We start from the raw sequence: 12,327 nt of genomic DNA, 5'->3' as shown, positions 1-12,327 counted from the left end.
CGACCGAGTATGGCCGCCGCCCACCGCTCCCGACCAGGCATTTTCGTCACGGCCCCGGGCCGGGCTCCGGGTCGGGCGGCGGGCCATCTGCGGCGACGGCGGCCAGTTGCGCGATGCGCTCCGGGCCCACCCGGCAGCAACCGCCGATCAGCCGGGCCCCTGCCGCGCTCCACTCCCGCGCCAACCCGGCGTCGAACGTCACAGTGCCCCGCCATCCCCGCGCCCCGGCGTCCCACTCCTCACCGCTGTTGGGGTAGACGACCACCGGTTTCCCCGTCACCCCGGCGGCGATCTCCACGGCCCGCCCCACGTCCCCGGGCTCACAGCAGTTGACCCCGACGGCGACGACCTGGTCGACCCCCGCGGCGAGCGTGAAGGCGTCCCCCAGCTCCTGCCCCGCGCGGGTGCGCTCACCGTCGACGCTGTACGAGAGCCACACCGGCACCCCGCACCCCTCGACGGCCCGCAGCAGCGCCTCCGCCTCGTCGGCGTCGGGCACGGTCTCCAGCGCGAGGGCGTCCGGCCCGGCCGCCGCCAACGCCTCGATCCTCGGCCGGTGGAACCGCTCCAGCTCCCTCACCGACAGTCCGTACCTCCCCCGGTACTCGCTGCCGTCGGCCAGCATCGCCCCGTACGGCCCGACCGACGCTGCCACCCACACCTCGCGCGGCGCCGGCTCCCCCGCCTCCCGGGCCAGCTCCACACTCCGCGCCAGCAGCCGCGCCGCCTCCCTCCGCGGCACGCCCCGCCGCTCGAACCCCTCGAAGGTGGCCTGATAGCTGGAGGTGATCAGCACCTGAGACCCCGCCCGTACATACGCCGTGTGCGCCGCCCCGATCTGCTCGGGGCCGTCGGCGAGCAGCCGCGCGGACCAGAGCGCGTCGGACAGATCGCACCCCTGCGCCTCGAGCTGGTTGGACAGCCCGCCGTCGAGGACGAGCACCTCGTCGGCGAGCGCGGCGGCGAGTGCACGGACAGGCCTCACGACTCCTCCTTCGCTCCTGCTGGGTCTCGTGTTCCTTGCAGGCGATCAGTCCAGCTGGGACTGGACCTGCGCCGAGATCAGCTCCAGGTGGTCCAGGTCGTCCAGATCGAGGACCTGGAGGTAGATCCGGGACGCGCCGAGGGCGCCATAGCGGCCGATCTTGTCGACGACCTCGGCCGGCGATCCCGCGAGCCCGTTCGCCTTGAGCTCGTCGACATCCCGCCCGATGGCGGCGGCCCGCCGAGCCACCTCGGCGTCGTCCTTGCCGACGCAGACGACCAGCGCGTTCGAGTACACCAGGTCACTCGCGGACCGCCCGAACTCCTCGGCCGCCGCCCGCACCCTCCCGAACTGACGCTCACTGTCCTCGATCGAAGCGAAGGGGATGTTGAACTCGTCGGCGTACTGCGCGGCAAGTCGCGGGGTGCGGGTCGCGCCGTGCCCACCGATCAGCACGGGCACCTTCTCCTGGGCGGGCTTGGGGAGCGCGGGCGAGTCGCTGAGCTGGTAGAACTGCCCCTCGTAGGAGAACGTCTTGCCGACCTCGGTGCCCCACAGTCCGGTGACGATCGCCAGTTGTTCTTCGAGACGGGCGAACTTCTCCTTGGGGAACGGGATGCCGTACGCCCGGTGCTCCTCCTCGAACCATCCCGCTCCGAGGCCCAGCTCGACCCGGCCGCCGGACATCTGGTCGACCTGGGCGACCTGGATGGCCAGCACTCCGGGAAGCCGGAAGGTCCCCGCGGTCATCAGCGTTCCCAGCCGGATCCGCCGGGTCTCCCGGGCCAGACCGGCCAGCGTGATCCAGGCGTCGGTCGGACCGGGCAGGCCGTCCACGGACCCCATCGACACATAGTGGTCGGAACGGAAGAAGGCATCAAACCCAAGGTCCTCGGTGGCCTTGGCGACGGTCAGCAGGGTGTCATAGCTCGCCCCTTGCTGGGGCTCCGTGAAGATTCGAAGATCCATGCCTCCATCCTGCACCGTCGTGCGCGCGCCAACCTCCTCGTCACCCCGGCGTCAACCTCCTCGTCACTCCCGGTACGGCACCGGCCCGGTCGGGTGAATAAGCCTCACCCTGGCGGACCCCCTCCGGCGCGGCCAGTGACCGGGTGCGGGCGCCCGTCGTTGGCTCGGGCGGAGCCGGACCGCCCGGCCCGCGCGCCGGCGGCTTGTGCCGGTGCGTCGTGTTCTCTTGCCGCCTTTCCCCAGCGGGGAAGGCCGGGGCCGAGGAGGCCGCCATGTCCCAGGAAGCCGCGCCCGAACAGGCGATGCCGGAGCAGCCGGAGCAGCAGTCCGTGCCCGAGCAGAAGGGCGCCGGCGCCCCCAAGGGCCTGCTTCAGCAGATGGAGGAGCTGATGGCGGCGCTCACCGCCGACCTGTCCCGGCTCGACGCGGACCTTCAGTCCTCGGCCGACCGCCCCTCGGCCGCCGGAGCACTCTCGTGGGACACGCCCACGTCCGCTCCCCCTTCCACGCCCACATCCGCGTCCACATCCGCGTCCGCGTCTGCGTCTGCGTCTGCGTCTGCGTCTGCGGCCACAGTCTTCGGAGCGACCCCGCCCGCCGCGCCGGAGATTCTCCGCAGCGCGGGCGGCGACATCTCCGGCACCGACGGAGACCTCTCCGGCCGCGCGCCCCTCTGACCACCGGCCCGCCCTCGGCCCCGAGCGCCTCGCGGGGCTCGTCGGCCTTCGGATCACGACGGCCCCGCCGCCGAGTCCGCCGGGTCCGCCCGGCCACGCGTCCCGCCGGGCATTCTGTCCCGCTCTCTTACGCTCAGCCGGTGCAGCATCCCCCGCACCCGGTCGTTCGACTCGTCGGCGGCGTCGATCGCCTCGATGCACTGCCAGTACAGGCCTTCCTCGTCGGTGGCACAGGCGACACCGACGAGAGCGATCCCGACCTCGCCGAGCAGCGCGCTCAGTACGGTCAGCGCGACGCGCGCGTCGCCCACTCCGGTGAGCTGCGCGGCCCTTACTCCACCGGTGCGCAGCGCCGGATGGTCCAGCGGCCCGCGCCCCGCGACGATCTCGCCGAGGCCGCGCGCCTCGCCCCGCAACTCCAGCGGGCCGCAGAGTGCGAGATGACTTCCTATGGCCTGGGCCAGCGCTTGGGCCTGCCAGGCTTCCGCCACGATGTCCTGCGCGTCCCGGCTTTGGGCCAGGGCGTGTCGGCCGACCGCGATGAGCCGCTCCGCTTCCATGTACGCCGCCCCCGTTCGTACGACTTTCCGCTACTCATTCCATTACCCAGAGTGAGGGCGTCTGAGCCTAAAAGCCAGGGGAATTCGGAAATCTGTGGACAGGAAGCCCGATGGGGAAAACTCGATCACTCCGAAGAGTGACGATCTGGCTCGTTGCCGCCCCCGGGAGGCCTGCCGACGGGGAAGCGGAGCTCGTTCCGGTCGATCTTCGCGGAGAGCGCGGCCAGCACGTCGATGTCCAACACCTCGCAGAACTGCAGGAGATACGCGAGCACATCGGCGACCTCGTCACGGACGCGGTGCGCCGACTCCGGGTCGTCCATCACCCGGGCCGCCTGCTCGGGGGTCAACCACTGGAAGATCTCCAGGAGTTCGGCGGCCTCGACGCTGAGCGCCGCCGCCAGGTTCTTCGGGGTGTGGTACGGCTGCCACTGGCGCGACGCCGCGAACTCGGCCAGCCTGCGCTGCAGTCCCGGTACATCCATCTCGGTCACGGCTCCAGGTCTACCACTGTCACCCCGGCCGTCTCCCGCGCGCACCCGGCTCCCGTCTCCCCCACGGCCCCGACCAGTCGGATGTGGCCCTCGGCGCAGATCCCGGCGGCCAGCGAGAGCAGCGCCCGCGTCTGGCGGAGATCCAGTCCCCGGTCGAATCCGTCGGCGAGCACGGTCAGGCTCTGCATGGCGTCCGGGACCTCCGCGACCCTGTCCATCGCGAGCACCCCGGGCCCGGTGAGCAGGACCAGCGCCAGCGCCAGATAGCGCAGTTCACCGTCGCCGAGGCGGCCCAAGGGCGTGCCGTCCACGCCTTCCGGGACCGCCCCGCCCCTCCCGCCCCGATCGGATAACGCTCCGCCCCTCCCGCCCCGGTCGAGCACCGCCGTCACCCTTCCGTCCGCGAGCGCCGAGACGCCGAGAGCGGTCACCGGCCCGGCGCAGCCCGCCCGGGCCATCGCCGCCAGCCGGGCATGGCGGCGGGTGCAGTCGGTCCTGGTCAGATGGAGCACCTCCGCCAGGTTGTCGCAGCCGCGCCGCAGCCGGCCGTCGCCCACCGCGACCGGTGCGCGCATCCGCTGCGGCTGCGGATCGCAGGCGAAGACCGAGCGCAGCGCCACGACGACCTGCTCGGCGGCCGCGAGGACCCTGAGCTGGCCTTCGGTCTTTCCGGCGACGCGCAGCGGAAGCAGGGCCGTCCCGAGCAGGTCGTCCGGCAGGGGCGCGCGGGTGACCGGGGCGCTGCCGGCCGTGTGCCACTCAGCCTGGACGGTCCGGCGCCCGGGATCCCGCAGGGCGGTCGTGAGCAGAGTCTGCCCGCCGCTGGTCAATCGCTCCCCGACGATGCGGAGTGCGGGCTCGGCCTGGACGGCGAGGTCCAGCCGGACGGATCCTGCCGGCCCTTCGGTGGTGCAGCCGATCCGGAAACCCCTGCGCCCCTGGGGGTCGGCCTCGGCGCGCTCGGGGACGCACGCCACGGGATCGGGGAAGGCCTGGGCGAGTTCGTCGCCGGAGCCCAGGCGCGCCAGCGCCTCGTAAGCCTGCAGGGCGCTCGACTTGCCGGTGCCGCTCGCCCCCGCGAAGAGCGTCACCGGGCCGAGCGGGTACACCGCCGAGCGGTGGGACTTGAAGGAGGAGAGGCGCAGTTCGGTGAGGGCGGGCCGGAGGGTGTCCATGAATGGACCGTATGCGGATCGTCTGCTGCGGAACCGTTCCGCCCGAACCGCCTTCCTACGATTGAGGGACGGCGGCGTCGGCGGCGCCTTCCACCTCGGTGCCGGCCGGGGCGAGCAGGAAGACGTTCTTGTCGACCCGGTGCATGCCGCTGCCGAGGCCGAAGACCACGCCGCTGCTGAAGTCCAGGATGCGCTTGGCGACATCGGTGTCGGCGCTGGTGAGGTCCAGGAGCACGGGGATCTGGGCGATGAGGTACTCGGCGACCTCGCGGGCGTCCGCGAAGACCTGCACCCTCAGTACGACCATGCGGCGCTGCTCGACGGTCTCGTACTCGGGCATCGTCCGGTGGTCGACCCTGGACGGCCATTCGTTGCGCCCCCGCAGCGGTACGACCTGGGCGAGGCCCTCCCACTGTTCGTCGGTGACGTCGTACCTCTCGTACCTACTCATGCACCCATCCTCCCGTTACTCACCCGTTCGGCCCAACACCGACACGGGCGGCCCGTCGACCGAAACAAGATCATTAGTCGGCCGGATCTGTCACTTCCGGTTCGGCGGCGGGCCGGTCGCGCGGTGTCAGCCCGGGGCGAGGAAGCAGTGTCAGCCCGGGGCGACGAAGCGGCGGAGCCTGGTGAGGGGCCAGGTGTTGATGACGTCGTCCTTGGTCAGCCAGCCGCGCTGCGCGGTCCCGATCCCGTACCGCAGATACGGCAGATGGGTCGTGGAGTGCGCGTCCGAGTTGACGGCGAACCTCACGCCGTACCGCTTCGCGCGCAGGATGTCCTCGTCGCGCAGGTCGAGCCGCTCCGGGTGGGCGTTGATCTCCAGGGCGGTCCCGGTCCGCGCGCAGGCCTCGAAGACCGCGTCGAAGTCGGCGTCGATACCCGGCCGTTTGCCGAGCTTCCTGGTCGTGGGGTGTCCGATGACGGAGACGTACGGGTTCTCGCACGCACGCACCAGCCGGCGGGTGAGCTGGTCGCGGCTCTGGTTGAAGTGGGAGTGGACCGAGGCCACGCACAGGTCGAAGTCCGCGAGGAAGTCCCCGGGCCAGTCCACATCGCCTTCGGGGCCGATGTTCAGTTCCGTGCCGTGGAGCAGCCTCATTCCCCGGTGGGCGCGGTCCAGTTCGCGGACGCGTGCGCGCTGGGCGAGCATCTTCTCCTTCGTCATGCGCTGCATCGCGAGGTCCGGGGCGTGGTCCGTGATCGCGTAGTAGGAGTAACCACGGGCCGCCGCGGCGGCGACCATGTCCTCCAGCGGGGAGAGCCCGTCGGTGAGGTCGGTGTGCGTGTGCAGATCACCCCTGATGTCGTCCTCGGCGACCAGGTCGGGGAGTTCACCGCGCAGTCCGGCCGCGATCTCGCCGCGGTCCTCGCGCAGGGCCGGCGGGATCCAGGGCAGACCGAGGCGCTCGTAGATCCCCTCCTCGGTCTCCGAGGTGATCTTCTCGCCGCTCTCGGTGTCGAAGAGTCCGTACTCGGACAGCTTGAGCCCGAGGCGTACGGCGATCTCGCGGGTGCGGATGTTGTGGGCCTTGGAGCCCGTGAAGTACTGGAGTCCCGCACCCCAGGAGTCGGGCGGCAGCACCCGCAGATCGACCTGAAGGCCCTTGGTGGTGCGGATGGAGGTCTTCTTGGCGCCGTGCGCGACGACCTCGGCCGTCTCGGGGAGCGCTTCGAGCGCCCGCATGAAGGGGGCCGACTTCTCGGCGGCGACCAGGATGTCGATGTCCCCGATGGTCTCGCGCATCCGCCGCAGCGAGCCGGCGTAGGCGCACCGCTCGCAGCCGGGGATCAGGGACAGTTCGGCGACGATCCTTTCGGCCGTGTCCATCGCGGAGTTGAGAAGGATGCGGTTGCCCGCCTGCTGCATCAGGGCGATGCCGTGGAGGATGTTCTCCTCGGTCCTCTCGCCGAAGCCCTTGAGGTCGCGCAGCCGCTCCTGGTGGATGGCGTCCATGAGCTGGTCGACGGAGGAGATCCCCAGCTCCTCGTAGAGGAGCATGGCCTTCTTCGGTCCGAGCATGGGGATGGTGATCAGTTCCCGGACTCCGGCGGGGACGGCCTGCCGGCGTTCCTCCAGCGCGGGGACGTGGCCGGAGCGCAGAAACTCCACGATCTTGTCGGCGATGGACCGGCCCACATTGGGGATCTCCCGAAGCTGCTGGACGTCGAGCTTCGAGACATCCGCGTGGTAGCCGCCGACCGCACGGGCGGCCTTCTCGTACGCCCGCGCCTTGAAGGCGTCACCTCCGGTGATCGCGACGAGGTCGGCGTACTCCTGGGGGACCGCCTGGACCTCCTCGTTGGCTCGGACCATGGTTCCAGGGTGCGCCGGGGGGCGGCGGGGCGCTTCTCGGCCGGGGTCGCCGGGCGGGTGCGCCCGCCCGCCGCGGCGCCGCCCGAGGCTCCCCGTCGCGCGGGGCAGTTGCCCGCGACGGATGCAGTATGCAGCCAACCCGGGTGAACTATCTTGTGCTCGAATGGGACCAGAAGGAGGCACTCCGTGTCATCAGGGCAGCAGGCGCGCGCTCAGGCAGCCGCGATCACGCCGGGCAGACGCCCGCCGGAGACGGAGGCGGCCCCCGCGGACCGGGTGCGCGCGCTGTTCGGCGGCCACCGGCTGTCCCCGGCGCAGCGGCGCATCGCGCAGTACATGATCGACCACCTCACCGAGGCGGCGTTCCTGTCGATCACGGACCTCGCGGAGCGCGTCGGGGTCAGCCAGCCGTCCGTCACCCGCTTCGCGTCGTCCCTGGGCTTCAGCGGTTTCCCGGCGCTGCGGGAGGCGCTGCAGCCCATCGCGCTCAGCGCGGTCGCCGGCTCGCCCGACAGCCGCGTGGAGCGGCGCCGCAACGAACTCCAGGCGGCGGTCGACGCCGAGATCGAGAACCTCGAGTCGCTGCGCCGTGTCTTCGCGGACACCGACCAGGTCCTCGACATCGGCCGGGAGCTGGCCCGCTCGGTCCCCCTGACCATCCTCGGCCTGCGGATCTCGGTCTCCCTCGCCGAGTACTTCGCCTACGCCGCGCGCCGGATCCACCCCGACGTGCGGGTCGTGACCCGGGGCGGCAGCGTCGCCTACGACGGACTGCTCCAGTCGCGGGAGGCCGGCGGGACCTGGGTCCTGGCCTTCGCGATGCCCCGGCACGCGAACGAGACCCTGGCCGCCATACGGACCGCCCGCAGTACGGGTCTGCGCGTCGCGCTGATCACCGACATGACGCTCGGCCCGCTGGTGGAGGAGGCCGATGTGGCGCTCACCGCGGGCACGGGATCACGGCTGGTCTTCGACTCGTACGCGGCGCCGGGGGTGCTGTCGGCGGCCATCCTGCAGGCCATGGCGGACGCGGACCCGGAACGCACCCAGGCGCGCCTGGAGGGGTACGAGCAGGCGGCGGAACAGCACAACTTCTTCCTGGAGGACTGACCCCGTACCGCACCGCCGGTCCGGGTCTTTTTCGGCCATCCGGCCGCATGAATTTTTTCATACTCTTGCTTACTGGACGGTATATATATTTACTGCAAGAGTCCCCGGTGCCCCCAGGGGCCACTCAACAGAACACCCGGGGCCGGTCCCTCCTCCTCATGCCGGCCCATGGTTGTTCCATCGGGGCATTCCGCGCTCCCCGCGGAGTGCCCTCGCGGCGGCTTCGGTCAACCCCTGGGCCGGGGCCGCCGCACCTTTTCAGTAGATTCTTCAGGTCTTTTCTGGAAGCGACAACGATGTCCCAGACCTTCATCCCCGTCAGCGCCGACTGGCCGTGCCAGGTGAGGACCCCCGGCAACCGTGACTGGGAGCGCACCGCCGCCCGCTGGCTGCGTGATCTTCTTCCGGCCCGCTACGCCGGATACTCCACGCTGACCCGCCATCCCGTTCTGCTGGCCCGCCACGCCCAGCTGCAGATACAGCACGAGATCCGTGCGGTGCGGGTGGCATTGCAGACATGCCGGGCGGAACTGCCCACGCTGGGCGTGCCCGAGCCGACGATCGAGAGCACGATCCGGCTGTACGCCATCGAACTGGAGCAGCTGAGCCGGCTGGCCCGGGGTGTCCGCCTCATCACGGAGGCGCTCCTGGCGAACGGCGAGGGGGCGGGAACGAGGCGGGTTCGGCCGCACGGCTGAGCCCTTATCGGCGGTGCCGGTACCGGGCCGGGAACGGCCGGAAAGCGTGAACGGGCCGGGAGACGGCCCGGGACGGCGGGCCGCTGGGTTGGGGCCTGTCAGGCCGCGAGCCGCAACTCCTGCCGTACGACGATGGCGTTGAGCCGGATCGCGTACGGGGCGATGTCCGACACCCGCAGCGCGCCGACGCTCGCCTTGTCGAGGCCGACCGTCACGTCGATGCAGAAGGCGATGGCGTACATGTACTCCCCCGTCTCCTCGTCCTGGAGCGCGAAGAGCAGGTCCCGGTAGTAACTCGTCCGGTCCCCCGTCTCCTCGTAGTACGAGAGCCCCGGCTCGCCCTCCTGCGCGGCGAGGCCGGTGAAGGCGCGCGTGAGCTCCCGCTCCATCCCGTCCCACCAGGAGGCTCCCGCGAACGACTCGGGAAGCGCCTGGCGCACGGCCTCCTTGAGGGAAAGGACCATGATGTGGACCGGGGCGGTCTCCTGAAGACCCCAGCCACGGACCATCTTCACGATCGTGCTGCCGGGGATGGCGCTCGCCGCCTCGCGGATGTTGCCGAAGTCGAAGTTGACGGTCGCGGGCGCGATCGCCTTCTGGAACTTCTCGTCCATGTCCTGCGCCTGGGCGAGATGGGCCGCTCCCACCTCGAAAACCGTCTTGAAACTGGCGGCCATGACTCCTCCTCATCTGTGGAAGTGATCACTCGGAGGGGTCAGTATGCCGCTCACCCCGCCGCCCGGCGCGACCGTCTCAGATCGCTCATCCGGGGCTCACCGCGAGCACCTCACCCCCGCCGCGCGCGCATCCAGCGCGCGAGCGCCGCCAGCCCCTCCTCCGGGTCGCGGCGCCCGACGCCGATCCGGAAGCGGTCCACGGGAGTCGCGGTGAGTTCGGAGCGGTAGATGCTCGCGGGCAGCAGCAGGACGCCCGTCTCCTCGACCAGCCGGGTGCAGAACTCCTCGACGCCCTCGGGTCCCAGATAGCGGGGGAAGGCGACGCAGCCGCCGTCCGGCGCCCGCCACTCGAAGTCCTCCGCGAACTCGGCGAAGAACGCGTCGAAGGCCGGCAGGTTGGCGGCGATCAGCGCCCGGTTGCGGTCCAGGATCCGGTCGCGCGCCTTGAGGGCGATACGGGCCAGGACCTCGCTGGGCGCCGCGTTGCAGATGGTGGTGTAGTGCTTGGCGCGCTCCAGGCGGGAGCGCAGCGCGCGGTCGCGGCAGGTGATCCAGCCGACGCGCAGGCCGGGCAGGCCCAGCGACTTGGAGGTCACGTTCAGGGAGAGCGCCCGCTCGGAGAGATCGGCTGCCTGGGGCAGCGTACGGGCGGGGTCCCGCTCCAGGCCCCGGTAGACCTCGTCGCTGAACAGATGGATGCCGCGCTCGTCGCACAGCCGGGCCAGCGCGGCGAAGCCGGCGGCGTCGACGACCTTGCCGGTCGGGTTGTTGGGGAAGTTGACCGAGACGACCCGGGTGTTCGGGCGGATGGCCGCGGCCACGGCGTCCAGGTCCAGGGCCCAGTCCCGCTCGGGGTCGAGCGCGACGCCGCCGACTTCGCACAGAGCGAGCGGCACGGTCTCGGCGGCCTGGTAATTGGGGGTCACGACCACCGCGTGGTCGCCCGGCCCGAGGAGAACGTTCATGGCCAGATAGAGGCCCTCCTCGGCGCCCGCGAAGCAGATGACGTCGTCCGCGTCGGCGTGCTCGTAGGTCTGGGCGATCACCTCCCGCAGGGCCGGGTCGCCGAAGGTCTCGGTGTATCCCAGGGACAGGTTCTCGAACGCGTCCCGGTCCTTGTCGTCGGCCAGCGCCAGCAGCTCCGCCAGCGTCATCGTCTGGACGTCGGAGGCGGTCAGATGGTGGCGTGCGGTGAACTCCCAGCGGGAGAAGTACGTTTCCAGTCGGAAGTCTGGCAGCCGGGTCATGACGGTGTCCTCCGGGATCTGTGCTCGGCGAGCAGGGCGTAGACGGTCGACCGGGATGCCCGCAGGGCGCCGGCGACGACCGGGGCGGCGCGGCGGACGGAGAACACGCCCGCCTCGTCCAGCCGGCCGACGACGGCGAGTCGGTCCTGACGCGTCAGACGCTCCACCGGACGGCCCGTTTCGCGTACGTGGGCGCCGACGATGTGCTGGACGCGCTCGGACCAGTCCTGGTCGAACAGGGGCTCGGGGCGCAGCGCGGTGGGTGCGCCGAATGCGGTCAGTACGGCCGCGGCCTGCTCCAGGGGCGTGCGGTCGAGATTGACGCACAGCACGGCGGACGCCCGGCCCTCCGCGTCCCGCAGAACCGCGCTCACCGCGGACAGCCGGCGGCCGTCGGCGAGCAGCTTCTCGTAGGGCCCGAAGACGTCCCGCGCCGCCGGGTCCAGCGCGTCGAGCTCCCCGAGCAGCGACGGGTCGCCCGGGCCGCGGGAGGTCATGGGGTTCCAGATCTCCAGGACCCGGTCGGTTTCGGGGTCGTGCAGGACGACTTCCGCGTACGGGCCGAGCAGCAGCGCGACGGCCTGGCACACGGGCCCCCACATCCGCACCCGGGCGTCCCCGTCCTCGGCGTTGCTCATGGTCGACACCTCCTCCTGTCTGGACTGTAAGTCCATATTGGATGGATAGTCCAGACTCTTTGGGCGGCAAGGCCAGGAGGCGCCAATGGCATCCCACGGCAGGGTGCTATGCGCGTTTCAGGCGTTACGTTCGCGTGCCTTCGGGCAGGCGTGTGACCTGCAGAACCCATCCGAGAGTCGAAAGGATGATCTTCATGACCACGGCACGCGAGATCATGACCGAAGGCGCCGAATGCGTCGGGGCGGAGGAAACCGTCCTGGAGGCCGCGAAGAAGATGGCCCGCCTCGGCGTCGGCGCGCTGCCGATCTGCGGGACCGACAACAAGCTCAAGGGAATGCTCACCGACCGCGACATCGTGGTGAAGGTCCTCGCGGCCGGAAAGGACCCGGGCGCGTGCCGGGCCGGGGAGTTCGCCCAGGGCGAGGCGGTGACCATCGGCGCCGATGACGACGCCGAGGAGATCCTGCGCACCATGAGCACCCACAAGGTCCGCCGGCTGCCCGTGATCGACGGACACGACCTGGTCGGCATGGTGGCGCAGGCGGATGTGGCCCGCGCGCTGCCGGACCCGAAGGTCGGAGACCTGGTCGAGGCCCTGTCGTCCGACTGAGTGCCCGACCCGGCACCTGAGTGAGCGCCTGACGCACTGTCCGGGCCCGGGGGGGGGGGGGGGGGGGGGGCGGGCGGGGGGCCCCACCAAAAAGAACACAGAACAGAAACAAACAGACAGATGGGGTGTTGGGGGTATACCCCCAGGAAAAAAAAACCGTCGTTCC

Annotated in this window: 14 protein-coding genes; 4 read left to right on the top strand and 10 right to left on the bottom strand. The window is 71.0% G+C overall.

Going from position 1 to position 12,327, the window contains the following annotated elements:
• Positions 1 to 46: 46 nt before the first annotated feature.
• Both mmuM and ACZ5VC_RS17735 read right to left on the bottom strand, forming a co-directional pair.
• On the bottom strand, positions 47 to 985 hold the full coding sequence (gene mmuM, locus ACZ5VC_RS17740) for a homocysteine S-methyltransferase (RefSeq protein WP_469120950.1): 939 nt from the start codon (positions 983 to 985) through the stop codon (positions 47 to 49).
• Positions 986 to 1,030: 45 nt separating this feature from the next.
• Positions 1,031 to 1,954, bottom strand: a complete 924-nt coding sequence (locus ACZ5VC_RS17735) for an LLM class F420-dependent oxidoreductase (protein WP_469120949.1) — start codon at positions 1,952 to 1,954, stop codon at positions 1,031 to 1,033.
• Positions 1,955 to 2,226: 272 nt separating this feature from the next.
• On the opposite strand from ACZ5VC_RS17735, the gene ACZ5VC_RS17730 reads away from it, so the two are divergent.
• Positions 2,227 to 2,631: a hypothetical protein gene (locus tag ACZ5VC_RS17730; RefSeq protein WP_469120948.1), complete on the top strand. Its 405-nt coding sequence runs from the start codon at positions 2,227 to 2,229 to the stop codon at positions 2,629 to 2,631.
• Positions 2,632 to 2,684: 53 nt separating this feature from the next.
• Here the strand turns inward: ACZ5VC_RS17730 and ACZ5VC_RS17725 are convergent, their stop codons facing one another.
• The 5 genes from ACZ5VC_RS17725 to polX form a co-directional block, all read right to left on the bottom strand.
• Positions 2,685 to 3,191, bottom strand: a complete 507-nt coding sequence (locus ACZ5VC_RS17725; protein ID WP_469120947.1) for a DUF6099 family protein — start codon at positions 3,189 to 3,191, stop codon at positions 2,685 to 2,687.
• Positions 3,192 to 3,316: 125 nt separating this feature from the next.
• Positions 3,317 to 3,685 (bottom strand): nucleotide pyrophosphohydrolase, encoded by a 369-nt coding sequence (locus ACZ5VC_RS17720; protein ID WP_469120946.1) that lies wholly within the window; start codon positions 3,683 to 3,685, stop codon positions 3,317 to 3,319.
• Positions 3,682 to 4,860, bottom strand: coding sequence for an AAA family ATPase (locus ACZ5VC_RS17715; RefSeq protein ID WP_469120945.1), 1,179 nt, complete (start codon positions 4,858 to 4,860; stop codon positions 3,682 to 3,684). Before ACZ5VC_RS17715 ends, ACZ5VC_RS17720 begins: the two co-directional genes overlap by 4 nt.
• Before the next feature lie 55 nt (positions 4,861 to 4,915).
• Positions 4,916 to 5,311 carry a cell division protein SepF gene (locus ACZ5VC_RS17710; protein WP_468704422.1) on the bottom strand — a complete coding sequence of 132 codons (396 nt, stop codon included), beginning with the start codon at positions 5,309 to 5,311 and terminating at the stop codon, positions 4,916 to 4,918.
• 150 nt (positions 5,312 to 5,461) lie between these two features.
• Complete coding sequence (polX, locus tag ACZ5VC_RS17705) at positions 5,462 to 7,180, bottom strand: DNA polymerase/3'-5' exonuclease PolX (RefSeq protein WP_469120944.1); 1,719 nt, start codon at positions 7,178 to 7,180, stop codon at positions 5,462 to 5,464.
• Positions 7,181 to 7,366: 186 nt separating this feature from the next.
• On the opposite strand from polX, the gene ACZ5VC_RS17700 reads away from it, so the two are divergent.
• Together ACZ5VC_RS17700 and ACZ5VC_RS17695 are read left to right on the top strand one after the other, a co-directional pair.
• Positions 7,367 to 8,290, top strand: coding sequence for a MurR/RpiR family transcriptional regulator (locus ACZ5VC_RS17700; RefSeq protein WP_469120943.1), 924 nt, complete (start codon positions 7,367 to 7,369; stop codon positions 8,288 to 8,290).
• 296 nt (positions 8,291 to 8,586) lie between these two features.
• Positions 8,587 to 8,988, top strand: a complete 402-nt coding sequence (locus tag ACZ5VC_RS17695; protein ID WP_468704428.1) for a hypothetical protein — start codon at positions 8,587 to 8,589, stop codon at positions 8,986 to 8,988.
• 98 nt (positions 8,989 to 9,086) lie between these two features.
• Here the strand turns inward: ACZ5VC_RS17695 and ACZ5VC_RS17690 are convergent, their stop codons facing one another.
• From ACZ5VC_RS17690 to ACZ5VC_RS17680, 3 genes are all read right to left on the bottom strand, one after another.
• Positions 9,087 to 9,665 (bottom strand): Type-2Aa cytolytic delta-endotoxin, encoded by a 579-nt coding sequence (locus tag ACZ5VC_RS17690; protein ID WP_469120942.1) that lies wholly within the window; start codon positions 9,663 to 9,665, stop codon positions 9,087 to 9,089.
• Positions 9,666 to 9,775: 110 nt separating this feature from the next.
• A complete protein-coding gene (locus ACZ5VC_RS17685; RefSeq protein WP_469120941.1) occupies positions 9,776 to 10,912 on the bottom strand; it encodes an aminotransferase class I/II-fold pyridoxal phosphate-dependent enzyme in 1,137 nt (378 codons plus the stop codon).
• Positions 10,909 to 11,550, bottom strand: a complete 642-nt coding sequence (locus ACZ5VC_RS17680) for a helix-turn-helix transcriptional regulator (RefSeq protein WP_469120940.1) — start codon at positions 11,548 to 11,550, stop codon at positions 10,909 to 10,911. The genes ACZ5VC_RS17685 and ACZ5VC_RS17680 overlap by 4 nt, the downstream gene beginning before the upstream one ends.
• A gap of 194 nt (positions 11,551 to 11,744) precedes the next feature.
• Here ACZ5VC_RS17680 and ACZ5VC_RS17675 point away from each other — a divergent pair, with 194 nt between their 5' ends.
• On the top strand, positions 11,745 to 12,161 hold the full coding sequence (locus ACZ5VC_RS17675; RefSeq protein ID WP_468704436.1) for a CBS domain-containing protein: 417 nt from the start codon (positions 11,745 to 11,747) through the stop codon (positions 12,159 to 12,161).
• Positions 12,162 to 12,327 lie beyond the last annotated feature (166 nt).

The sequence above is a fragment of the Streptomyces sp. NPDC033174 genome, from assembly GCF_055577795.1.
This window is presented reverse-complemented; position numbering and strand designations above follow the sequence as displayed.

Coding starts and splice junctions, on each gene's coding strand:
- ACZ5VC_RS17690 (WP_469120942.1), bottom strand. CDS start 9,665: ATGGCCGCCAGTTTCAAGACGGTTTTCGAGGTGGGAGCGGCCCATCTC.
- ACZ5VC_RS17725 (WP_469120947.1), bottom strand. CDS start 3,191: ATGGAAGCGGAGCGGCTCATCGCGGTCGGCCGACACGCCCTGGCCCAA.
- ACZ5VC_RS17730 (WP_469120948.1), top strand. CDS start 2,227: ATGTCCCAGGAAGCCGCGCCCGAACAGGCGATGCCGGAGCAGCCGGAG.
- ACZ5VC_RS17675 (WP_468704436.1), top strand. CDS start 11,745: ATGACCACGGCACGCGAGATCATGACCGAAGGCGCCGAATGCGTCGGG.
- ACZ5VC_RS17685 (WP_469120941.1), bottom strand. CDS start 10,912: ATGACCCGGCTGCCAGACTTCCGACTGGAAACGTACTTCTCCCGCTGG.
- ACZ5VC_RS17735 (WP_469120949.1), bottom strand. CDS start 1,954: ATGGATCTTCGAATCTTCACGGAGCCCCAGCAAGGGGCGAGCTATGAC.
- polX (WP_469120944.1), bottom strand. CDS start 7,180: ATGGTCCGAGCCAACGAGGAGGTCCAGGCGGTCCCCCAGGAGTACGCC.
- ACZ5VC_RS17680 (WP_469120940.1), bottom strand. CDS start 11,550: ATGAGCAACGCCGAGGACGGGGACGCCCGGGTGCGGATGTGGGGGCCC.
- ACZ5VC_RS17710 (WP_468704422.1), bottom strand. CDS start 5,311: ATGAGTAGGTACGAGAGGTACGACGTCACCGACGAACAGTGGGAGGGC.
- ACZ5VC_RS17715 (WP_469120945.1), bottom strand. CDS start 4,860: ATGGACACCCTCCGGCCCGCCCTCACCGAACTGCGCCTCTCCTCCTTC.
- ACZ5VC_RS17695 (WP_468704428.1), top strand. CDS start 8,587: ATGTCCCAGACCTTCATCCCCGTCAGCGCCGACTGGCCGTGCCAGGTG.